Source organism: Rheinheimera mangrovi, from assembly GCF_003990335.1.
Taxonomy (GTDB): Bacteria; Pseudomonadota; Gammaproteobacteria; order Enterobacterales; family Alteromonadaceae; genus Pararheinheimera; species Pararheinheimera mangrovi.
Map to the genome: position 1 here is coordinate 826,865 of NZ_CP034683.1, position 21,878 is coordinate 848,742.

A 21,878-nucleotide genomic window follows, 5' to 3' on the forward strand; every position below is an offset into this window, starting at 1 on the left:
CGCTTTGAGGCTGTTATGTTGTCCTTACGCTCTCCTTCGCTATTAACTATTGCAGTTCTTGCTGCTTTAAATTCAATTCCTGCTTATGCCCAGCAGTCAGATCAACAAGCTTCAAATCAACTGCAAGCAGACAACGATCTGGAAGTGATAGAGGTCAAAGGCCGAGCTCAGACTTTATATCGGGCTTCTCAAAGCAGTGTAGGCACAAGAACAGATACAGATTTAGAACTGGTGCCTCAGAGTATTCAGGTATTACCTGAAGCCTTGATCCGCGATCAGGCCGCTCGTCAGGTCACAGACTTATACCGTAGCATGAGTGGTGTCAGTGCTTTTAGTTACTCAGGTGTCACCTTTCGTGGTTTCCGTCAGGATGAAATTTTATACGACGGCGTAAGAGGCGATCCTTTTAATGGTTTTGCTGTGCCTCAGCTGTTTAACGTGCAGGAAGTACAGATCCTCAAAGGCAGCAGCGGTGCTTTATATGGCAGCAGCGCTCCTGGCGGTTTAATTAACTACGTCACTAAAAAGCCACAACGCACCGCAAAAAACCAGCTGGAATTAGGTTTAGGTAATGATGAGTATTGGCAAGGTTCGCTCGAGTTGAGTGGTCCGCTCACAGAGCAGCAAGCTTATCGTTTTGGTTATTACCGTGATTCTGAGCAGCCGTTTCGCTGGAACACCAAAGTTGAAAACGAAATTCTGGATCTGGGCTATCTGATTGATCTGACCGACAGCACCAGTCTGACGCTGCAATACAATACGGTAACTCAGGATTATCAGGGCGCCCGCTTACGGGGTGTACCTACAGATGATCAGGGCAATTTCCTCGGCGACAGAGCCTGGAACCATAACGAAGCCACAGATTTCCAGTCCTTGGAAGCAGACGTTTGGCAGGTACGGGCCGATCATGAATTTAATAATAACTGGCGCACCGATCTGACCTGGCGCCATTATGAAAATACCGAACTGCAAAACTACCATGAACCTTTCTGTAGCTATGATACAGATGGCGATGGTGTAGTGGATTATTGCCGCCGTCAGTTCAGGGATCAGCGCCGCGAAAATACGGCAGACAGTGTAACCTGGAACAACATAGTGGAGTTCAGTACTGCGGGTTTGAATCATCAGTTGTTAATTGGTGCTGATACGATGACGCAAGACTCCTACTTTTTAGGCCGCAATGTAGCGCCTATAGAGCAGGGCGGTAAGGCTTTAGGTATTAGCCTGACAAATCCTGTGTATGGCCTGACCTCAGCTGCTGATTACAATATCGACAGCATCAAATCCACTCCTACCGATACTACAGCTGTGCGCCAGGGTTTTTATCTGCAGGATCAACTGGATTTAACCGCCAGCTGGAATCTGTTGCTGGGTGTGCGCTGGGACAGTTTTGAAGATAAAAATAATGTGGCGTCATCCAAAGTAGATGGCAGCGACAGCTCGTGGCGTGTGGGTACTACCTACCAGCTGACGGACTGGGTGCGTTTGTATGCAGTCAAAGGCACAGGCTTCAGCCCACAGGCGACCGCATCTCAGGTGCCTGAAGTAGGTGGTCCTTTTGAGGCTGAGCAGTCCAGTATTGTTGAAGCTGGTGCGCGTTTTTCCTTGCTGAATGATGCTGTTCGCCTGAATGTGGCTACTTATGAAATGATTAGAAATAACATACTGCAGGCTGACCCTCGCGGTGATGTCGGCGGTGATGGCCGTGACGATCTAATCGCTTTGGGTGAAGTAAAAAGTAAAGGCGTGGAAGTGGACTTGTTAGGCGACTTAACCGACTCCTGGGTGCTAAACCTGAACTATGCCTACAACGATACCCGTATTGTCGAAAGCACCAGCGCTATTACTAATGCTGTGGGTGACAAATTTGCTAATGCGCCACAACATCAGATAGGGGTATGGAGTCGTTATGAGCTGGATAGTATTAACTCTGCTATAGCCGCTGGTATGGATTACGTTAGCGATCAGCTAAGTATTGATGGTCAGCATGTAAAATCCTACACCGTCTTTGATATGAGCTGGCAAACCCGCTGGCAGCAGTGGATGTTTCAGGCCAATGTGAAAAATCTGTTTGATAAAACTTATGCCACTGCTGGTTTTATCGAACGGACCGGGCACTTTCCGGGTGAACCACGCCGTTTAATAGTCACCGCCAGTTATCAGTTCTAAGCTGGCTATGACTGCAAAAACTTGGTTTAAGCTACACTCTTTTGCTGGCTTTGCTTTTGGCATTCTGATGTTGCTGGTTTGTCTGACCGGCACTTTGGCAGTGGTCAGCCATGAAATTCAGTATCTGTCAGATCAAAAATACAGGGCCTTGTCTGAACGACAGGGCCCTGTGCCCTGGCAGGTGCTGGAGCAAAATTTAGCCAAAGCCTATCCTGACTATCAAATTAGCAACCTGAATGTGCCAGAGCAGTGGTATCTGGCGGGTGCCGTTAGCCTGAATGCAGGCTCTGAATTTAAATTTGTTTATTTTGATCCCGCTACCGGTGCTTTAACAGGCGAAGGCCAGTGGGGCACTGTCTCACGGTTTTTACGTAATATTCATATGTACCTGTCGCTGGGTTCTACCGGCAAAATTGTGGTGACCAGTTTAAGTTTTTTACTGCTGATTATTTTGGTTAGCAGTTTTTATGTCTACCGGCAGTGGTGGCGTAAAGGCTTTCAGTTGCCTTCTGGGGCTAAAGCCTCCAGCCGTACTTTTTGGTCTGACTGGCATAAATGGACAGGCGTCTGGTGTTGGGGTTTTATTCTGCTGATGTTCCTGACTGGTCTTTGGTACTTCACCGAACACTTCTTACTGAAGTTTAAAGTGGATCATTATCCAAAAGCACCAAAGCTGGAGCAGGCCATCACTCACAAAGCTTTGTCTTTAACCGAATTGATGCAGGCTGCACAAAAGGCTAGACCCGAACTGGATATCAGAGCTTTGAATTATCCACAGTCTGACAAAGCGCCTGTGGTGGTGACTGGTCAGGATGATACGCTGCTGGTGCGTGACAGAGCCAACCGTATTTACCTGCATCCGCTGACAGCGCAAGTGCTAAAACTACAAAAAGGCGGTGAATTAAAACCTGTGGCCTATATCTCAGATATGGCTGACCCACTGCATTTTGGTAACTTTGCCGGGCTTGGCGTCAAGCTACTGTATTTTGTGTTTGGGTTGGGTTTTACCTTTTTAGTCGCAGGCGGGCTCTGGATGCACTGGCTGCGTACCAAAAGACAACAACCAGAACTGATACGCTGGTTAGGCTGGACTGGTGCTGTTTCGTCTGTGTTAGTGGTCACAGCCTTAGTGGTGACTTCAGTGCAGTTCTCACAACGTGAAGTAGAAAACCTGCCTTTATCACCTTTATTAGGCTCTTTAGCTTAGAGATGAACTTCAGAAGTAAAAAAAACGGCAGCTTAACTGCCGTTTTTTCTAGTGCCGCACTCCGTCTTAGTGACGGAAATGACGCACGCCAGTGAAGATCATCGTCATGCCGTGTTCGTCTGCAGCAGCTATTACTTCCGCATCACGCATTGAGCCACCAGGCTGGATCACTGCTTTGATACCAGCAGCAGCGGCCGCATCAATACCATCACGGAACGGGAAAAACGCATCTGATGCCATGACTGAACCTTTGACTTCCAGGTTCTCGTCAGCGGCTTTGATGCCAGCGATTTTAGCGCTGTAAACGCGGCTCATCTGGCCAGCACCGACGCCAATAGTCATGCTGTCTTTGGCATACACAATGGCGTTAGATTTCACGTACTTCGCCACTTTCCAGCAGAATAATAAGTCACGTAATTCCTCTGCTGTCGGCTGGCGTTTGGATACGACTTTTAAGTCATCCAGGCCAACCATTTTCTGGTCGCGGTCTTGTACCAACACACCACCGTTGACACGTTTGATATCAAAACCAGTGGTTTTGCTGTCCCACTCGCCACAGACCAGTAAACGCACGTTTGGTTTAGCAGACACCACAGCTGCTGCTTGAGCTGTCGCGCTTGGCGCGATAATGACCTCAACAAACTGACGGCTGACAATAGCTTCTGCAGTTTTAGCATCTAATTCGCGGTTAAACGCGATAATGCCGCCAAAAGCAGAAGTCGGGTCTGTTTTATAGGCGCGTTCATAAGCGGCCAGAATGTCGTCGCCAATAGCCACACCACAAGGGTTCGCGTGTTTTACGATCACACAAGCTGGCTCGTCGAATTCTTTCACACACTCTAAAGCGGCATCTGTGTCAGCGATATTGTTGTACGACAGCTCTTTGCCCTGCAGCTGAGTCGCGCTGGCAACACTAGCTTCCTGAATGCTGTTTTCCACATAAAAAGCCGCGCTCTGGTGGCTGTTTTCGCCGTAACGTAAGTCTTGTTTTTTCACAAACTGAGCGTTAAAAGTGCGGGGAAATTTGCTTGGTTTGGCGTCTTCATCCCCATAAGCAGACAGCATAGTGCCGAAGTAATTGGCGATCATGCCGTCGTACTGAGCTGTGTGCTCAAAAGCGCTGATGGCTAAACTAAAACGGGTAGCATGAGTAGTAGAACCGGCGTTGGCCGCCATCTCAGCTAATACTTTGTCGTAGTCAGCCGCGTTCACCACTATAGTGACGTCGTTATGGTTTTTAGCTGCAGCACGCACCATAGTTGGGCCGCCAATGTCGATATTCTCGATGGCGTCTTCTAAAGTACAACCTGCTTTGGCCACTGTGTTGGCGAACGGATACAGGTTCACTACCACTAAATCGATTGGCTTGATGTTGTTGTCTGCCATCACAGCTTCGTCCATACCACGGCGGGCCAGAATGCCACCATGTACTTTTGGATGCAGCGTTTTGACGCGGCCGTCCATGATTTCCGGGTGACCTGTGTAATCTGATACTTCAGTCACTGCTATGCCTTGTTCTGCCAATAACTTGGCTGTGCCGCCTGTGGACAGAAGTTCCACACCCTGGGCTGCTAAAGCACGAGCAAATTCAACTATACCGGTTTTATCTGACACGCTTAACAAGGCGCGACGGATTGGACGAGCTGCGTTCATTGGATCATTCTCCGCTGTAATGGTTAATTCGGACCAGCACTGCTGTGGTTCACAGCTTTGGGATAACAAAAAAGCCAGGACATAAGCATAGAGAAAAAAGGCTTTGATGTATCGCCGGGATTAGCTGGTGAAATCCCTTATTTACTTAACCCGCTACTGCAGGCTTTTCCCTAAGTAATTGGCGTTGCAGCAAGGCGGCAAGGATTCGAGCTCCCAGGAGCATAGTCCACTATGTGACTGGGGCGAGAATCCGCAGCCAACGAAGCTGCAGCGTCAAGTACGACGGGAAAAAACAAAAAAGCACCCGAAGGTGCTTTTCACTGCGGGACTCCTCCCGCGGGGGCATTAACTCATGCCGTATTGTTTCAGCTTCTTGCGCAGAGTACCGCGGTTGATGCCCATCAGGTTGGCAGCGCGGGTCTGGTTGCCGCGAGTGTATTTCATCACTTCTTCTAATAACGGCTTTTCTAATTCGGACAACACTAATTCGTACAGGTCGTTTACGTCCTGACCGTTCAGTTGTTGTAAGTAGTTCGCCACCGCTTTTTGTACCGCGTTGCTTAAAGGCTGCGGTTTTTCTTGCGTTTGAACATGGGCGTTGGTGATAAATGGCGAAGTCACGTTTTGATTAAACATTGCCTATTCTCTTTTACGTTAGGTTGCTGCTAGTAATTGCTCGAAATACACGTATAAGGTATCCAACTGCTGTTGGGCTTGTTCGATACCATTAAATTCACTGCGAAACATGCCTTCGCTGTCATGCTCTGCCAGGTACCAACCCACATGTTTGCGGGCAATACGTGGGCCAAGCACTTCACCATATAACTGGTGTAAGCCACGGACATGCTCCAGCAAAATATCCCTGACATCGCCCGTTGAAGGCGAAGCCAGATGTTCACCAGTTTGCAGATAGTGCACCACTTCACGAAAAATCCAGGGTCTGCCCTGAGCTGCCCGGCCAATCATGACCGCGTCTGCTCCGGTATAGTCCAATACAAATCTGGCTTTTTCCGGCGTGGTGATATCGCCATTGGCAATCACCGGGATAGACACATTTTGTTTAATAGCGCGGATAGTGTCGTACTCCGCCTCTCCTTTATACATACAAGCTTTAGTGCGGCCATGAACCGCTAAAGCCACAATGCCGTTGTCCTGCGCTATTTGCGCTATCTGTACGCCATTTTTATGTTCGATGTCCCAGCCAGTACGGATTTTTAAGGTCACAGGTACTGTTACTGCCTGAACTACGGCCTGAATAATCTGCTGTACTAGATCCGGATACTGTAATAGCGCCGAACCAGCCAGTTTTTTATTCACCTTTTTTGCCGGACATCCCATATTGATGTCGATGATTTGGGCGCCATGCTCAACATTAAACACAGCAGCTTCAGCCATCTGATCTGGATCTGAACCGGCAATTTGCACCGATCGAAGACCAGATTCATTTTGGTGAGTCATACGATTTAGCGATTTTTCACTTTGCCAGACCAAAGGATTGCTCGACATCATTTCTGATACAGCTAAACCTGCACCAAAACGACGGCAAAGCTCACGAAAAGTGTAATCCGTCACTCCAGCCATAGGAGCGCAAATTACGTTGTTCGTTAATTGATATGGACCTATGCGCACCGCTAAAACCAAGGCTCTACCCTAAAGGGGCGCTAAGTTTACGGATTTTTGCCAACAATGCAAAGGTTATTATTTAAACAAAAGTATAAATTTATAGGGGGTTGTTGGGTTGACAATCGCTAAACGTCTGAAAACTAGACTTTCTGAAATGCAAAACCCAATAAAATCGGGGGTAGGGCTAATAGATAATTGTACAGCTGCTGTTTTTGTCACCAGTTTGTTAAGCTTCATACTAAAAAAGCGGTTAGCAAAGAAGTCAATGCTCTTCATCGGCGAAGTTTGTTGGCCTACCCCCTGTTGTGTAAAATAGTCGTGTAAGATAAAGGTCTGATCTTAAAAGGAGAAGCTGAATGAAGAAGTGGATAGTTGCTGCATTATTGAGTCTGAGTAGCAGTGCGACTCTGGCCGAAGTTCTGGTCACAGATGCCACAGTCCGGGAAATGCTGCCTGGCCGTAGTATGACTGCAGGTTATTTCAGTATCAGCAATAGCGGCACTGTAGATGCAGAATTAATCAGCGCCAGTAGCCCGCAGTTTGGCAGTATTGAGCTGCATCAACACAGCCATAAAGATGGCATGATGAAAATGGAACAGGTGCAGTCGGTTAAGGTTGCAGCCGGAGAGCAGGTGCATTTTCAACCTGGCGGTTTGCATCTGATGATGTTTGATGCCAAAACCAGTATTAGCAAAGGTCAGCAAATCCCGTTACGTTTAACTTTTAAAGATGGCCAATCCATCGAAATCCAGGCTTCGGTCAGCGCAATTCCAACTCACTAGGAGTGACAAAATGAACAGATTCAGGATCGTCAGTTTAACCGTGCTGTTCGTTTTTATTTTGGGCTACGGCACTGCCTGGTGGGCCAGCAGTGAACCAGAGCTGTTTGATGTAAAAGATTTATCAGCCGAACTTAGTCCGGAACACCAGCAAACTGTAGGTTACACCACAACAAGCGCGTTGATTCGGGTGCTGGAAACTCTGCTGACGAAAAATGCCGGTTTTACCAGTAACGATGTAGTGCCACCTTTTTCGCTGCTGGACAATATGCCAGCCTGGGAGCTGGGGGCTTTGGAAATGTCGCGTGATTTAGCCCTGGCGCTGCGCAAAGATTTAAGCCGCTCTCAGTCGCAGTCTATTGAAAATCAGTATTTAAAACTGGCGCAGCCTATGCTCAATATTGATCATCGCAGCTGGGCTGTACCCGCAGCTGAAGCTGAGTATCAGCAGGCTATTGCGCAATTATCTTTGTACCGCACCGCGTTATTGGATCCGAAGAAAACGGACAGTCAGTTTTACACCAGAGCTGATAATTTACGTGACTTGCTGAAAAATGTGGAAAAACGGCTTGGCAGTTATAGCCAGCGTTTAAGTGTCAGTGTCGGGCAAGACAGATTAAACACCGATTTGGCTGGTGACAAAAATGCCAGACAATCCACAGCTACAGCTGAATCCAACAGAATTAAAACCAGTTGGTGGAGCATAGATGATGAATTTTATGAGGCGCGTGGCGCTTGCTGGGCTTTGTTACACTTCTTAAAAGCGATAGAATTGGACTTCGCGGAGGTTCTGACCAACAAAAACGCGATGATTAGCTTAAGGCAAATTATCCGTGAACTGGAAGCGACCCAGGAACCGGTCTGGAGTCCAATGATTCTGAATGGTCGTGGTTTTGGTTTTATGGCAAATCACAGTCTGGTGATGGCGAATTATATTTCCAGAGCCAATGCGGCTCTGCTGGATTTAACTGAATTATTAGCGCAAGGATAAAGCATGAAAAAGTCTGTATTGAGTATGGTAGCTGTAGCTGCATTCGCTGTTCCTGCCGTTATGGCTGACACCATTGGTGGTTTATACCTTGGTGCGGATCTGCATTTCGCCGATACCAAAGGTAGTTTTGGTCAGACAGGCAATCAGCAGGACTTTCAGTTTGACGACAAAAACTTAAGCAGCTTTTATATCAAAGTTGAACATCCGGTGCCTTTGTTACCAAATATTAAGCTACAACGTAATAGTTTGACTTCTAACGGCAACACCACTTTGAATCAAACCTTTGTGTTTGATAATCAAACTTTTGCAGTGGGTAGCAACGTTGCTCAGGACCTGAATTTATCTAACATTGATGCCACCTTTTATTACGAGATTCTGGACAATGATTTAGTAAGCCTGGATTTAGGTGTGACAGCTAAATACTTAGATGGCGATATTACAGTGGCAAGCCAGGGCCAAAGTGCGAGTCAGGATTTGTCTGCTGTAATTCCTATGGGTTACCTGTACGGTAGTTTTGGTTTATTAGGCACTGGCACAAAAGTTTTTGCTGAAGTGAATTACGTCAGCTATGACGGCAGTTCTTTGTCTGATATGCAGTTTGGTATTGCCTATGAATTGATCGATTCATTGGCTGTGGATCTGTCATTAAAAGCAGGTGTTAAAAAGACCAAACTTGAGCTGGATGACATTGACAACATAGATGCAGATTTAACTTTCGATGGTGCTTTTATTTCTGCTGAACTGCATTTCTAAAACCTGATAAAGCAATAAGCTGACCCAGGTTCAAAGCAGAATAGCTATTGTTCTGCTTTGAGGGGCAGCTTATAGTGCAGGTTAAGGAAAAGAGGTTCAATTAACATGACGTTAAAAGCTAAACTAGGTTTGGTGTTGGGTTCTGTGGTGCTGATAGTTGCTTGTCTTTATGCGTCAGCAAGCTTGCAATTACGCCACGAGACTTTAGTCAGAGTGCAGGCAGAACAGCAATTGCTGATGAGTTTGTCTTTGATGGTTGAGCCTTTTTTAGTTCAAAACAAAGTAGAGCAAGTCAAAGGCCATCTGCTGGCCACCAGTTTTTCCAGCACTTTACCTATCAAAGCTATTCTGGTGTATCAGGCTGATGGTAATTTATTTGCCGCCACTCAATTTCCCCGTGAATTATTCAATTTCAGTCCGACCCGTGATTTAACCGGACAAAAAGCCTTGCAGGATGGTTCGACCTTACTCTGGTCTGCTGTTATGGTTACCCCAGCTAGCATGAGTTATTTCGACAGCAACAAAGTTGCAGTTGAAGGCAGCACTTTAGGTTATGTCGCTATTCAGATTTCTCCGCTGCGGTTATCTAAGCTATGGTGGTGGCAAAGCAGCTTATGGGGGACTGCTTTAGTTATTATCGTCGCTCTGGCATTGTTGTGGCAGCGCAGAATTTTTAAAACTCAACATCTGCGCTGGCAAGGCTTTTTAAGGCAAATCCGTACTTTAGCTTCGTCGAATTCTGATAGTAAAAAACTCAATGAGTTTGATAGTGCTGAACTGACTCAGTTGTTTCGTGCGCTCTATGCACAGCAACAACAGTTTCAACAGCAGTTGCAATTGCAAAGTCAGGCGGAACAACTACAGGGGAACAGCAATGACACTGAGCGTGCACAACTGGAAATTAGTTTTCAGCAACAACAGGCCGTTTTAGCCAGCGAATTAGAAGTCTGCCAATCCAGGTTGCTGCAGTGGCAACAACTTTGTGTACTTGAGCAGGCTGGACAGTCAGAACAGCAGGCTCAGCTATTGAGCTGGTTACTGAAGCAGGATTTGTTAGATAACACAGAACTACAGATCCAAACTGTCTGGTTTCCTGAATGGTTAGCACAACAAGTGGAGTTGTGGCAGCAAGAGTTTGAATTAGCAAAAGTGCCTTTTATTCTGGTTGAAGATCCGGCGTTAAGTTTGTCCGACGTACAGTTTTGCACCCAACATACTGCTCAATTGCTTAAACAAATCCTGAGTTTGATCATGCAGGATTTGCAGCAACACGAGCTGAGTTTGTTTATTAATCTGCAGGCATTTTCTGAAAATAAGCTGCTGCTGCAATTTGACCATGCCGGCCAGAGCCGCGCTATACAGCAAGTGCTTACAGCTGCAGAATCTGACGAAACCGGTGTGTTGCAACAGCTATGTGCCGGACTGTTGTCACGCCTGGGCGCCAGATTATCTGTTTCAGCCCTGGATGATTTAGGGTGTTCAGTGCGTCTGGAGTTGCCATTGACTGCAGTGTTAGTCAAGGATCTGCAGATGCAACAAACTGCGATTTATGTAGACAGCAACAGCATACGTGCAGCGGTGTTAAAGCAAAGCGTGTACTCAGTGGCAGAACAAGTGATTTGCCTTCAGCAGGTTGGGCAACTGAAAGCTGAATTGCAGCACCGTCTGGTGGATTTAGTGCTGATCCAACTGCCAGCCCCGGATGAAAGTCCACAGCTCTGGACTGAGCTGCATCAGGTTACCGCCCGCAGCCAAGTGATTGCATTTTCTGATCCTGCTTATTTAAGTGATTGGAAAGCTCTGCTGAGCTGCCCTGTTTTAGCCAATCCAATGCTTTCTGCCAGGATCCGGCAGCATCTTGGTGAAAAACCACAACAGAATAATTTCAGATTGCTGGTGGTCGATGACAATAAAACCAATCTGGCTTTTGTCAAAGCCATGCTGAGCCAACAACAGTTTGAGGTGGATACTGCTGCCAGCGGAGCTGAAGCTATTCAGCTTGCTAAAAGCAGCTGGTATCAGTTGATCCTGATGGATATTCAATTGCCGGATATGTCGGGTGTTTTGGCGACTCATATGATCAGGCAGTTACCGCAACATCAGGATACTGTCATTATGGCCTTTACCGCTCATGCTTTACCTGCTGAGATCCAACAATTTCATCAGGCAGGTATGAATGATGTGGTGATTAAACCGCTGGACGCGCAGAAAGTGGCCGATCTGGTGCGTTATTGTCAGCAGCTTAGTCCTCAAACTCTAATACCGGGCTAAACAGTTGTTTCACTGCCTGAAGGTAAGCCGGATTGGCCTGGCTATTCAGCAAAGGTAACAACTCCACACCAACAGCGGTAAATTTATAGTACTGCAACACAACACCAGAATACTTTGCTTTGCAGCTCAGCTGGTGCTGGTGGTATTGCAACTGCAAAGCTTGGTCCGGGATCAATTCACCGCTTTCAATTTCAATTTGATGCAACAGATTTAAATCAATCAGGCTTAATATCTGCGGGAAAGTCAGGCCAAACTGGCTCAGATTCAGCACTGCTCTGCTGCGGCCTGTCAGAATTTGCCAGATGGAAGGTTTGCGTACATAGCCAAAATAGATATGGCCGCTGTCTTGTAGTCTGACCCGGCAGGTCAGGCTGGCGGCTTTTTGCAAGGCTAAGGCTTCTTTAAAACTCATGCGTTGTAATAGAAACAAGGTTTTTAATGAGAAGCTACCGGGTTGACCAATTTCTCCAGCCAGTATTTTTGCCCAGAGCTGCTGCATAGTCTGGTTAGAAATATTTAATACTAAATCACAGTATTGTTGAAACCAGTCGGGATCCACATCCATATCTGCAACGTATTCAGGACAGTAGTCTAAAGCCAGAGCCATTATTTTTTCTAAATTTGATTGCTGCCGTTCTTTTTGCATACGTTCACGGCGCTCAGCGCGTTGATGCAGGTTAGGGCCTTTAAAGTCTGTATCATTAGCAACTGGTGCGCCCGAGCGTTGTGCCAGGCGTTGATGGCGTTGGTTAAAGTCACTGCTTTGGACTGAATTCACTGATTCTGCGTCACTTGCGCTGGTTTTTGTCGCAAATTCGTGACCAAGCTGGTTACGGGCCAGTTGCAGTAAACGTTGATGACCCCGGCCTGCAGAGACTTTCTGCATCAATATACCTCTGGTAGAGACAGATTTTATTGCTGAATTTTCACAATAGCGCAAAAATTCAGTCTCGACTTTAAAAGAAATTTGTGAAAGTGTTAACTTTCTGATTTTCAAAGATTTTAATAAAATGAATTGCTTTTTTTGCCTAAGGGTATAGTGTAGATAAACTGGATTAAATGCTTACAAAGGATAGTGGTGGGGTTGGGCCCTGATTGTCAAAGTTAATTCAGGGTATATGCTAGTATTTATGCAATAGTGCCTTGATATGCTTTAAAAAAAATATCCCCACAGCAGATGTAAAAAAGGTCGGAGCATGGTGTCAAAAGCAGCAGATGATGATTTTCTGTTCCTCGCAGAAGACGAAACGAATTCGGAAGTCGAGACGCAATCCAGCGGTGAATGGCACCTGTTGATTGTTGATGACGATGAAGAGATCCATACGGTCACTAAATTGGCTTTGTCTGATTTGTTGGTTCTGGACCGTAAACTGGTGTTTCATCATGCGTTTTCCGGCAAAGAAGCCTTAAAATTTCTGGCGAATAACCCCTATATAGCTGTCATTTTACTTGATGTAGTGATGGAATCTGACGATGCTGGCCTCAAAGTGGTGCAGCAAATTCGTGATGAATTAAAAATGGATGAAGTGCGTATAGTTCTGCGCACAGGTCAGCCAGGTTATGCTCCTGAAGAGAGTGTAATCAAAGAATATGATATCAACGATTACAAAACCAAAACTGAGCTAACCCGGAATAAACTGGTCACTGCTATTATTTCGTCTATCCGCAGTTATCAGCAAATCCGCACTATTAACCAGAATCGCATTGGCTTGCAGAAAATTATTAATGCCGGAGCCAATTTACTGGAACAACATTCGTTGCACGAGTTTTCCGAAGGTGTAGTCACTCAGATTTCTTCCCTGATAGGCTTGCATGCAGAAGGCGTACTTTGTGCTCAGATTGAGGATGATGGCAGCAGCAGTGACAATATTTATGTATTGGGTGCAGCTGGGCATTATGCGCCTTATATTAAATGCAAACTGGAGCGGCTGAATAATCACAGAATTATTCAACAAATCACTACTTGCCTGGCTGAGCGGCGGCATATTTTCACCGATAAGGATACTGTGCTGTATCTGGGTAATATCGATCATGCTGCAGCTGTCTATATTGAAACCAACAGACCTGTTGAAGATTTTGACCGTCAGCTGATTGAAGTGTTTTTAAGTAATATTTCCATAGGTTATGAAAATGTCACTTTGTTTCAGCAACTTAAACATGCGGCTTATATCGATCCTTTAACCAAGACGCCAAACCGCAACGAATTTACCTCTTTGTTGCAAGAAACCCGCCGGTTGGACCCAGCCCGTAATGTGGCTGTCCTGATTGATATTGACCACTTCTCTGACGTAAATGACGGTTTAGGCCAGGAAACGGGTAATGAACTGCTGATCGCTATTACCCACAGGCTGGTAGCTCAGTTTGGTGAAATTGCTCAAATTGGCCGCATAGGTGCTGATGTGTTTGGTTTAATTGGCCCTGAGCTGGCGTTGACACCAGAAACCTTGTCCGGCATTTTTGAAATGCCATTCCAGTGTTCTGAGCACTCCTTGCAGGTAAACGCCAGTTTCGGGTTTTGCCGTTTACGGGATAGTGCGCTGCATGGTCTGACTATTCTGAAGCATGTGTATATTGCGTTGAACCGAGCAAAAAAACATCTGGCACAAAATTTTGAGTACTACAGTGCCCAAATGGAAGAGCAGATGGTCGACCGGCTGGTGATGCTCAGAAGCCTGAGATCGGATTTCCAGAAAGATAAACTCCAGCTGTGGTATCAACCGCAAATTTGTTTGAAAAGCGGCCATGTGCTGGGTATGGAGGCGCTGTTACGCTGGCCTCAGCCGGACGGTAGCTTTATTTCTCCGGCGGTGTTTATTCCGCTGGCAGAATACTCAGGCCTGATTATCGAAATCGGTGACTGGGTGTTGCAGCAAGCCTGTAAGCAGTTGCAAGCATTAAAAGCTCAGGGATTCTCTCATCTGCGTATTGCAGTGAATGTATCTATGCCTCAGTTCCGTAACCACCGATTTGTGCAGTCTGTGATTGACTGTGTTGAGCGCTATCAGGTAGACCCAGCTCTGGTCGAATTGGAAATCACAGAGTCTGTGGTGATGGACGACCCGAAAATAGTGATTGCGGCGTTAAATAAGCTAAAAACCTTCGGCATTAAAGTCGCCATTGATGACTTTGGCATAGGCTTTTCATCCTTAAGTTATTTACAGCAATTGCCGCTGGACCGAATTAAAATCGATCGCGCTTTTATTCAGGTTTCTGCACGACCTAATGGCACTTTGATTGCTGAAACCATAGTGAGCTTAGGTCAAAAACTAGGGTTGGCAACCATAGCTGAAGGGATCGAAACTCAGGAACAGGAAGATGCGGTTCGCGCTATGGGCTGTGAAGAAGTGCAGGGTTTTATGTATGCTAAACCAATGACTGCTGTGGATTTAGTGAAGTTTTTAGCGAAAAGCTAAAGATTGGGCTCAGAGTAAAATTAAATAGCGAAATTTATTTTAATCTGAGCCACTTCGTTTTAGCTGTTGGCAATCAACGCCAGTTGCTCACCCATTTGCTCTAAATCTTTTGTGTTATTCTGGCTTTGAGTGGTGTGGGTAGCTATATCACGCACATAGTTCACCATAGTTTTGGTCAGATGTTGCTGCTCGTCTGTTGCTGAAGCGATTTCCTGATTCATCGCACAAATTTGCGCGATACTGCCGGTGATCTCCTTTAATGCATGACCGGCCTGATTGGCCGATTGCACACTTAAATCTGCTTGCTCGCTGCTAAGCTTCATTTTTTGTACTGCTTCACGTGCGGCACTTTGCAACTGCTCAATGGTGTGCTGAATTTGTTCGGTTGATTTCTGTGTACGGGACGCAAGAGTTCGAACCTCATCTGCTACTACTGCAAAACCGCGGCCCTGTTCACCAGCTCTTGCTGCTTCAATAGCTGCATTCAGTGCCAGTAAGTTAGTTTGTTCTGCGATGCCTTTAATGACTTCCAATACAGCGCCTACTTGATTGCTGTCTTGCTCAAGTTTCGCAATAGTGGTGGACGCCTGTTGTAAATGCTCCGCCAATTGTTCGATATTATGCACAGTGCTAGATACGGTTTGTTGACCTTGTAGCGCAATTTGATTGGAGTGGTTAGCTGCTTCCGCTGCTAAATTTGCGCTTTGTACTTCGTCCAGCACACTTTGGTTCATCGACTCTACCATCGTCAGCGTCTGACCCGCTGCGTGTTCCAGTTGACTCAGGTGCTTCTGTTCATCCTTTGCAATATGACGGATAGAGCTCACCAGATCCTTTAATTGTTCACTCAGAGCTGTTGACTCTTGTTGCTGCTGTTGCAGCGTGCTGAGCCACTGATTAAATTGCTGGCAAGGTAAAGCAAGTTCAGTTGTCGTTGTGGTACTTAACTGCAATCCCAGATTTTTTTCCTGTACAGAGCGGCTGATCAATAGTTGCTGCTCTGTGATATAGCTCTGATAGCCTTTTAAGGCTGATTGGTGAAAAACTCCTTGCATGACCAGTGCGATAAGGATAACTAATGCAGACCAGAGCCAGTGTTGCTCTGCCAGTACAGTGACTACTGACACCATGCTAATCAGCGTGATGATGAAAGACAGCACAATTTTGCTGCGCGCAGACCCGAATTCAAACAAAGCCATAACTTTACCCCTGAATCACTCCAATCATAGTGTTGAAGTGGCGTTTATTATTGTAATAATGAAAATGGTTAGCGAAACCAAATCTGTTGCTGAAAATAACAGATATTTGCAGAAGTTTTTATCAGATTTTTCGTTTATTTGATAAAAAAAGACGGAGTCCAGACAAAGGGTTTAGTGGTGTTTTGATTCGGGACCAAAGTGCAGTGTCTAGAGAGAAGACAGGATAAAAAAACGGCACCCTGGTGCCGTTTTCTAAACTGAATATTACTTCTGCTGAGCGCGTTCAAATGAACTGACGATTTCAGCTTTGGCTTCAGCTTTGTCGCCCCAGCCAATCACTTTCACCCACTTACCTGGCTCTAACTCTTTGTAACGTTCAAAGAAGTGCTGGATCTGGTTTTTCAGCAGTTCTGGCACGTCGTTCAGATCCTGGATATTGTCATAAATCTTCGTCAGTTTGCTGATTGGCACTGCCAATACTTTTGCATCTTCGCCTGACTCATCCGCCATTTTTAATACAGCAACAGGACGACATTTGATCACAGCACCTGGTACCAGTGGGTATGGCGTAGGTACTAAAACGTCAACCGGGTCACCGTCTAACGACAGAGTGTGGTTTACAAAACCATAGTTGCAAGGATAAAACATTGGAGTAGCCATAAAACGGTCAACCCAGACAGTGCCTGTGTCTTTGTCTACTTCGTATTTGATTGGATCGGCATTGGCCGGAATTTCAATGATGACATTAATTTCATCTGGCAGATTTTTACCTGCGGCAACCTGACTTAAGCTCATAACGCTTCCTCTGTTCTGAAATTTGGTGCTGCATTATAGCAGCGGTCGTAAATATGGCTATAGCCGTCGTACTTGAAGCTGCAGCTTTGTTGTCTCAACATCGGTTTGTACCTTGAGACGGGCAGGGAGAAACCCTGCCTCTACGTTTCCTGATGATACTGCAGGCAGCTTTCCACTTCGTGTTTCGAGCCTAAAATCACAGCCACGCGCTGGTGAATGTCCACAGGCTGAATGTCCATAATGCGCTCGAATCCTGTTGTACTGGCTCCGCCTGCTTGTTCTACCAGAAAACTCATTGGATTGGCTTCGTACATTAATCGAAGTTTGTCTGGTTTGGTTGGATCTTTCAGATCCCGCGGATAAGCAAAAATACCACCACGGCATAAAATTCTATGTACGTCACCGACCATAGCGGCAATCCAGCGCATATTAAAGTTTTTACCCCGTGGGCCTTCTTTACCTTTAAGCAAATCAGCCACGTAGTTTTGCATCGCTGGCTGCCAATAGCGCTGGTTCGACATATTAATAGCAAATTCAGCGGTTACGCCCGGAACTGTGACTTTTTCCTGCGTTAGCAGGAAACCACCGTAGGTTTTATCCAGCGTATACATTCTGGTGCCTTTACCTGTGGTCAAGGCCATCATGGTCGAGGGGCCATACAAAATGTAACCTGCGGCGATCTGAGCTGTGCCAGGCTGCAGGAAAATAGCAGGGTCGGCTGGATCCGCACCTTTGGGTGCTGGCAGAATAGAAAAGATAGTGCCAATTAAGCTGTTGATGTCGGTGTTGGACGAACCATCCAGCGGATCGAAAGTAACCAGGTATTTACCTTGCGGGTTACCAGGTACAGTACTGTCTTCTTCTTCAGAAGAAATGGCCATCACCGAACCTGTTTCAAGGATCAGATCTTTGAGCAGCTCGTTGGAGATAACATCGAGTTTTTTCTGGGTTTCGCCTTGAACGTTTTCGTTCAGAGTGGAGCCCAACACATCTGAGAGTTCGCCTTGTCCGACCCGGAAAGAAATTTCTTTACAGGCAGCTACGATGCTTTTAATCAGATCTATCAGGTCTGCATCTGCACCATCAAGACGCAGGGCCGGAGCCAATCGACGCATAAAACAATCCTTTTTTTGTGTAGGTAGAGGAAGCTTTGACCGCAGTGTTAATTTTGGTTGAAGGCTGTCGGCCACAGCGGCTGCTATTTTAATCAAGTTCAGGCTAAATTGCAGGTTTATGCTTGTTTTATTTCAGCTGTTCTTCAGAGTCCTTTGCTAGAATGGCCGCAGAACCCGTTTTACTGGTAGTAAGGATGCAGCATGCATATTCATATTTTAGGCATTTGTGGCACATTTATGGGCGGTATTGCCGCTATAGCAAAAAGTCTTGGGCATAAAGTGACAGGCTCAGACGCCAATGTATATCCGCCTATGAGCACTCAGTTGGAGCAATTGGGCATTGAACTGATGCAAGGTTATGATCCAAAGCAGCTGCAACCAGCGCCTGATCTGGTGATTATTGGTAATGCTATGTCGCGTGGTAATCCGGCGGTTGAGTACACACTGGATCAGAATATTCCTTATAGCTCAGGTCCACAGTGGCTGGCGGAACAGGTACTGCATCAACGCTGGGTGCTGGCAGTGTCTGGTACTCATGGCAAAACCACCACCAGTAGCATGTTGGCCTGGGTGCTGGAGTATGCGGGTTTAAAGCCTGGTTTTTTGATTGGTGGTATTCCGCAGAATTTTGACAGCTCAGCCCGTTTAGGTGACTCGCCATTTTTTGTGATTGAAGCCGATGAATACGACACGGCTTTTTTTGATAAGCGTTCCAAGTTTGTGCATTACAGACCCCGCACTCTGGTGATTAATAATCTGGAATACGATCATGCTGATATTTTCCCGGATTTAGCCGCTATTCAGCGTCAGTTCCATCATTTGCTGCGCATGGTGCCGGCTAGTGGACTGGTGTTAAGCCCTGCCCATGTCGACGCTGTGGATCAAACTTTAGCTATGGGCTGCTGGAGTGAGCAGCAGCGTTATGGCAAAGACTGGACTGTGGAATTAAAACAACCAGATGGCAGCGTATTTGAACTCTTTTATCAGGGCCAGTCACAAGGCACCTTACACTGGGATTTATGTGGCAACCACAATGTCGAAAACGCTGTAATGGCAATAGCTGCTGCCCGCCATGTCGGTGTGCCTGTGGCTGTATCTATTGAAGCCTTAACGCAGTTTGTCGCACCAAAACGCCGGATGGAACTTAAAGGTACAGTCAAAGGTATTGCTGTGTATGATGATTTTGCCCATCACCCAACAGCTATTGAAACCACTTTAGCAGGTTTAAGAGCTCGTGTGGGGGACGCAAAAATTTGGGCAGTGCTGGAGCCACGCTCCAATACCATGCGTATGGGCGTACATAAATCTGCTATTGCCGATTCGCTGCATGATGCAAATGATGTGCTGCTGTTTGAACCCGCAAATTCGGGCTGGTCATTGGCTGCGGTGGCAGACCAGATGCCGGGTAGGGCACAAGTATTTCAATCGGTGGAATTAATAGTGGCGGCCCTGGTTGAAAAAGCGTCCGCAGGGGATCATATAGTGATTATGAGCAATGGCGGTTTTGGTGGGATACATCAAAAGTTGCTTGATGCTTTAGCATGACGTTAAAGCCGCAGATCAGTCCGTTGCCACCACTTTAAAAAGAGAACTCCATGACCCAAGAAGTCACCTTAGCTTTTACCGGCGCTTCAGGCGCTGGTTATGGCTGGCGTTTGCTGGAAAATTTACTGGCACAGCAGGTCAAAGTGCATCTGCTGATTTCCAGCGCAGCCCGTGTGGTTTTTGCCACTGAATATGATTTAAAACTGCCGGGCGGCCCTGAGGCCTGCCGTGATTTTATTCTGGAAAAAACCGGTGGCACTAAAGAACTGTTAGCTGTGTATGGCAAAGACGATTGGTTTTCGCCTTGTGCTTCAGGCTCAGCTGCACCTAAACAAATGGTGATTTGTCCTTGCTCCACCGGCACTGCAGCCGCTATTGCTCATGGCATGAGTGACAATCTGATTGAACGGGCAGCCGACGTGGTACTGAAAGAGCGTGGTCAGCTGATTATAGTGCCACGCGAAACTCCGTTAAGTACCATTCATCTGGAGAACTTATTGGCCTTGTCCAAAGCTGGTGCTGTGGTGATGCCTGCTGCTCCGGGTTTTTATCATCAGCCTCAATCTGTCGATGACTTAATCGACTTTATGGTGGCACGAATTCTTGACCATTTAGGTTTAAAGCAACAGTTAGTCAGCCGTTGGGGCTATGGAGATCAACAGTGACCTTAGCGTTAGATATTAAACAGTTACACAAGGTGTATAAAAGTGGCACTGTCGCTTTAAAAGGCATAGACCTTGAAGTACAGCAAGGCGACTTTTTTGCGTTGTTGGGCCCAAATGGTGCAGGTAAAAGTACCAGCATTGGCATTATCAGTTCGCTGGTGAATAAAAGCAGCGGCACAGTCAAAGTCTTTGATTACGATCTGGACACTCAACTGGAAGATGCCAAAAGCCAGCTGGGTTTAGTGCCACAGGAATTTAACTTCAACCAGTTTGAAACTGTGCTGCAAATAGTAATGAATCAGGCTGGTTATTATGGCGTGCCGCGTTCTGTCGCCATAGTACGGGCTGAAAAATACTTAGGTCAGCTGGGGTTGTGGGACAAACGCAACGCTCGTTCGCGTGAGCTATCTGGTGGTATGAAACGCCGTCTGATGATAGCCAGAGCTTTAATGCACGAACCTAAGTTGCTGATTTTAGATGAACCTACAGCAGGCGTTGATATTGAACTACGCCGTTCTATGTGGGAGTTCCTGAAAGAAATTAACCAGCAGGGAGTGACCATTATTTTGACGACCCACTATCTGGAAGAAGCTGAGTCGTTGTGTCGCAATATTGCCATCATCGACAAAGGTCAGATTGTCGAAAACACCAGCATGAAGAACCTGCTGAGTAAGCTGAACAAAGAAACCTTTTTACTCGATATAGCACCTACTGATGCAGTGATCACACTGGAAGGTTATACCTTCCGTCAGACAGATAGCCATAGCCTGGAAGTCGATGTGGTGAAAGCTCAGGGCTTAAATGGTGTATTCAGTGCATTAACAGCGCAGGGCATTCAGGTACTTTCGATGCGTAACAAAGCCAACCGTCTGGAAGAGTTGTTTGTCAGTCTGGTCGAAAACGGACGCGGAGCAAAAGCATGAGTTCACGTAATTTAATAGCGCTACAAAGTATTCTCTATAAAGAAACCAACAGATTTATGCGCATTTGGGTGCAAACCCTGGTGCCACCAGCCATTACCATGACCTTGTATTTTGTCATTTTTGGCGCCTTGGTGGGTTCCCGTATTGGTGAGATGGGCGGCTTCAGTTATATGGAGTTTATTGTGCCTGGCCTGATTATGATGTCAGTGATCACTAACTCCTACTCGAACGTGGCTTCGTCTTTTTTCAGCGCCAAGTTCCAACGTAATGTCGAAGAGCTGTTGGTCGCGCCTGTGCCTAACTACATCATAGTATTGGGTTATGTTGGCGGTGGTGTAGCGCGCGGTATTCTGGTTGGATTGATTGTCTCTTTGTTATCACTGTTTTTTGTCGATATCAAAGTGCATCACTTGTTTATTCTGATGTCGACTGTAGTGTTAACTGCCACCTTATTTTCGCTGGCCGGTTTAATTAATGCCATTTACGCCAAAACCTTCGACGACATCAGCATTATTCCAACTTTTGTGCTGACGCCTTTAACCTATTTAGGTGGGGTGTTTTATTCATTAAGTTTATTGCCACAATTCTGGCAATACGTGTCGCAAATCAATCCTATTGTGTATATGGTCAACGCCTTCCGCTACGGCTTTTTAGGCGTTAGTGATGTCAATCTGGTGTTTGCGTTCAGCGTGATTATTGGCTTTATTGTGGTGTTTTTTAGCTTCGCTATGTACCTGATTAATAAAGGAACTGGTCTTAGAAGCTAGACAGACGTTG

18 protein-coding genes are annotated in these 21,878 nt (G+C 46.2%); 11 read left to right on the top strand and 7 right to left on the bottom strand.

Features of this window, described 5'->3' with window-relative positions; translation table 11 throughout:
* Nucleotides 1–15 precede the first annotated feature (15 nt).
* Nucleotides 16–2,169, top strand: a complete 2,154-nt coding sequence (locus EK374_RS03905; RefSeq protein ID WP_127020321.1) for a TonB-dependent siderophore receptor — start codon at nucleotides 16–18, stop codon at nucleotides 2,167–2,169.
* Nucleotides 2,170–2,176: 7 nt separating this feature from the next.
* Nucleotides 2,177–3,376, top strand: a complete 1,200-nt coding sequence (locus EK374_RS03910; RefSeq protein ID WP_127020323.1) for a PepSY-associated TM helix domain-containing protein — start codon at nucleotides 2,177–2,179, stop codon at nucleotides 3,374–3,376.
* 66 nt (nucleotides 3,377–3,442) lie between these two features.
* On the opposite strand, the gene purH is transcribed toward EK374_RS03910, so the two are convergent.
* The 3 genes from purH to dusB form a co-directional block, all read right to left on the bottom strand.
* Nucleotides 3,443–5,029 carry a bifunctional phosphoribosylaminoimidazolecarboxamide formyltransferase/IMP cyclohydrolase gene (gene purH, locus EK374_RS03915; RefSeq protein WP_127020325.1) on the bottom strand — a complete coding sequence of 529 codons (1,587 nt, stop codon included), beginning with the start codon at nucleotides 5,027–5,029 and terminating at the stop codon, nucleotides 3,443–3,445.
* A gap of 345 nt (nucleotides 5,030–5,374) precedes the next feature.
* On the bottom strand, nucleotides 5,375–5,665 hold the full coding sequence (gene fis / locus EK374_RS03920; protein ID WP_008897208.1) for a DNA-binding transcriptional regulator Fis: 291 nt from the start codon (nucleotides 5,663–5,665) through the stop codon (nucleotides 5,375–5,377).
* Nucleotides 5,666–5,683: 18 nt separating this feature from the next.
* The gene (dusB, locus tag EK374_RS03925; RefSeq protein ID WP_407691851.1) at nucleotides 5,684–6,670 is read right to left on the bottom strand and encodes a tRNA dihydrouridine synthase DusB; all 987 of its coding nucleotides are present in this window, start codon (nucleotides 6,668–6,670) and stop codon (nucleotides 5,684–5,686) included.
* A gap of 338 nt (nucleotides 6,671–7,008) precedes the next feature.
* Between dusB and EK374_RS03930 the strand changes: the two genes are divergently transcribed.
* The 4 genes from EK374_RS03930 to EK374_RS03945 all read left to right on the top strand — a co-directional run bounded on the left by EK374_RS03930 (nucleotide 7,009) and on the right by EK374_RS03945 (nucleotide 11,446).
* A complete protein-coding gene (locus tag EK374_RS03930) occupies nucleotides 7,009–7,434 on the top strand; it encodes a copper chaperone PCu(A)C (RefSeq protein ID WP_127020327.1) in 426 nt (141 codons plus the stop codon).
* Nucleotides 7,435–7,444: 10 nt separating this feature from the next.
* Nucleotides 7,445–8,422 carry a DUF2333 family protein gene (locus EK374_RS03935; protein WP_127020329.1) on the top strand — a complete coding sequence of 326 codons (978 nt, stop codon included), beginning with the start codon at nucleotides 7,445–7,447 and terminating at the stop codon, nucleotides 8,420–8,422.
* A 3-nt stretch (nucleotides 8,423–8,425) separates the two neighbouring features.
* Nucleotides 8,426–9,175: a TIGR04219 family outer membrane beta-barrel protein gene (locus EK374_RS03940; RefSeq protein ID WP_127020330.1), complete on the top strand. Its 750-nt coding sequence runs from the start codon at nucleotides 8,426–8,428 to the stop codon at nucleotides 9,173–9,175.
* Nucleotides 9,176–9,280: 105 nt separating this feature from the next.
* On the top strand, nucleotides 9,281–11,446 hold the full coding sequence (locus EK374_RS03945) for a response regulator (protein ID WP_127020332.1): 2,166 nt from the start codon (nucleotides 9,281–9,283) through the stop codon (nucleotides 11,444–11,446).
* Here the strand turns inward: EK374_RS03945 and EK374_RS03950 are convergent.
* Complete coding sequence (locus tag EK374_RS03950) at nucleotides 11,418–12,332, bottom strand: TIGR03899 family protein (RefSeq protein WP_127020335.1); 915 nt, start codon at nucleotides 12,330–12,332, stop codon at nucleotides 11,418–11,420. The genes EK374_RS03945 and EK374_RS03950 overlap by 29 nt on opposite strands.
* 310 nt (nucleotides 12,333–12,642) lie before the next feature.
* On the opposite strand from EK374_RS03950, the gene EK374_RS03955 reads away from it, so the two are divergent.
* Nucleotides 12,643–14,859 carry a two-component system response regulator gene (locus tag EK374_RS03955; RefSeq protein ID WP_127020337.1) on the top strand — a complete coding sequence of 739 codons (2,217 nt, stop codon included), beginning with the start codon at nucleotides 12,643–12,645 and terminating at the stop codon, nucleotides 14,857–14,859.
* Between the two features lie 59 nt (nucleotides 14,860–14,918).
* Here EK374_RS03955 and EK374_RS21040 read toward each other — a convergent pair whose 3' ends face one another.
* The 3 genes from EK374_RS21040 to EK374_RS03970 form a co-directional block, all read right to left on the bottom strand.
* Nucleotides 14,919–16,058 carry a methyl-accepting chemotaxis protein gene (locus EK374_RS21040; RefSeq protein WP_127020339.1) on the bottom strand — a complete coding sequence of 380 codons (1,140 nt, stop codon included), beginning with the start codon at nucleotides 16,056–16,058 and terminating at the stop codon, nucleotides 14,919–14,921.
* 264 nt (nucleotides 16,059–16,322) lie between these two features.
* On the bottom strand, nucleotides 16,323–16,853 hold the full coding sequence (ppa, locus tag EK374_RS03965; RefSeq protein WP_127020341.1) for an inorganic diphosphatase: 531 nt from the start codon (nucleotides 16,851–16,853) through the stop codon (nucleotides 16,323–16,325).
* 140 nt (nucleotides 16,854–16,993) lie between these two features.
* On the bottom strand, nucleotides 16,994–17,968 hold the full coding sequence (locus tag EK374_RS03970) for a class 1 fructose-bisphosphatase (protein ID WP_127020343.1): 975 nt from the start codon (nucleotides 17,966–17,968) through the stop codon (nucleotides 16,994–16,996).
* Nucleotides 17,969–18,169: 201 nt separating this feature from the next.
* Here EK374_RS03970 and mpl point away from each other — a divergent pair, with 201 nt between their 5' ends.
* From mpl to EK374_RS03990, 4 genes are read left to right on the top strand one after another with little or no spacing between them, the layout of a single operon-like run.
* Nucleotides 18,170–19,513 (top strand): UDP-N-acetylmuramate:L-alanyl-gamma-D-glutamyl-meso-diaminopimelate ligase, encoded by a 1,344-nt coding sequence (mpl, locus tag EK374_RS03975; protein WP_127020345.1) that lies wholly within the window; start codon nucleotides 18,170–18,172, stop codon nucleotides 19,511–19,513.
* Between the two features lie 50 nt (nucleotides 19,514–19,563).
* Nucleotides 19,564–20,178 carry a flavin prenyltransferase UbiX gene (locus EK374_RS03980; RefSeq protein WP_127020347.1) on the top strand — a complete coding sequence of 205 codons (615 nt, stop codon included), beginning with the start codon at nucleotides 19,564–19,566 and terminating at the stop codon, nucleotides 20,176–20,178.
* The gene (locus EK374_RS03985) at nucleotides 20,175–21,101 is read left to right on the top strand and encodes an ABC transporter ATP-binding protein (RefSeq protein WP_127020349.1); all 927 of its coding nucleotides are present in this window, start codon (nucleotides 20,175–20,177) and stop codon (nucleotides 21,099–21,101) included. The genes EK374_RS03980 and EK374_RS03985 overlap by 4 nt, the downstream gene beginning before the upstream one ends.
* Entirely contained in the window at nucleotides 21,098–21,868 is a 771-nt protein-coding gene (locus EK374_RS03990; RefSeq protein ID WP_127020351.1) for an ABC transporter permease, read from the top strand. Before EK374_RS03985 ends, EK374_RS03990 begins: the two co-directional genes overlap by 4 nt.
* Nucleotides 21,869–21,878 lie beyond the last annotated feature (10 nt).

What these genes read in the sequence shown, in the direction of transcription:
- EK374_RS03905 (WP_127020321.1), top strand. Translation starts at nt 16, where the DNA reads ATGTTGTCCTTACGCTCTCCTTCGCTATTAACTATTGCAGTTCTTGCT.
- EK374_RS03910 (WP_127020323.1), top strand. Translation starts at nt 2,177, where the DNA reads ATGACTGCAAAAACTTGGTTTAAGCTACACTCTTTTGCTGGCTTTGCT.
- purH (WP_127020325.1), bottom strand. Translation starts at nt 5,029, where the DNA reads ATGAACGCAGCTCGTCCAATCCGTCGCGCCTTGTTAAGCGTGTCAGAT.
- fis (WP_008897208.1), bottom strand. Translation starts at nt 5,665, where the DNA reads ATGTTTAATCAAAACGTGACTTCGCCATTTATCACCAACGCCCATGTT.
- EK374_RS03930 (WP_127020327.1), top strand. Translation starts at nt 7,009, where the DNA reads ATGAAGAAGTGGATAGTTGCTGCATTATTGAGTCTGAGTAGCAGTGCG.
- EK374_RS03935 (WP_127020329.1), top strand. Translation starts at nt 7,445, where the DNA reads ATGAACAGATTCAGGATCGTCAGTTTAACCGTGCTGTTCGTTTTTATT.
- EK374_RS03940 (WP_127020330.1), top strand. Translation starts at nt 8,426, where the DNA reads ATGAAAAAGTCTGTATTGAGTATGGTAGCTGTAGCTGCATTCGCTGTT.
- EK374_RS03945 (WP_127020332.1), top strand. Translation starts at nt 9,281, where the DNA reads ATGACGTTAAAAGCTAAACTAGGTTTGGTGTTGGGTTCTGTGGTGCTG.
- EK374_RS03950 (WP_127020335.1), bottom strand. Translation starts at nt 12,332, where the DNA reads ATGCAGAAAGTCTCTGCAGGCCGGGGTCATCAACGTTTACTGCAACTG.
- EK374_RS03955 (WP_127020337.1), top strand. Translation starts at nt 12,643, where the DNA reads ATGGTGTCAAAAGCAGCAGATGATGATTTTCTGTTCCTCGCAGAAGAC.
- EK374_RS21040 (WP_127020339.1), bottom strand. Translation starts at nt 16,058, where the DNA reads ATGGCTTTGTTTGAATTCGGGTCTGCGCGCAGCAAAATTGTGCTGTCT.
- ppa (WP_127020341.1), bottom strand. Translation starts at nt 16,853, where the DNA reads ATGAGCTTAAGTCAGGTTGCCGCAGGTAAAAATCTGCCAGATGAAATT.
- EK374_RS03970 (WP_127020343.1), bottom strand. Translation starts at nt 17,968, where the DNA reads ATGCGTCGATTGGCTCCGGCCCTGCGTCTTGATGGTGCAGATGCAGAC.
- mpl (WP_127020345.1), top strand. Translation starts at nt 18,170, where the DNA reads ATGCATATTCATATTTTAGGCATTTGTGGCACATTTATGGGCGGTATT.
- EK374_RS03980 (WP_127020347.1), top strand. Translation starts at nt 19,564, where the DNA reads ATGACCCAAGAAGTCACCTTAGCTTTTACCGGCGCTTCAGGCGCTGGT.
- EK374_RS03990 (WP_127020351.1), top strand. Translation starts at nt 21,098, where the DNA reads ATGAGTTCACGTAATTTAATAGCGCTACAAAGTATTCTCTATAAAGAA.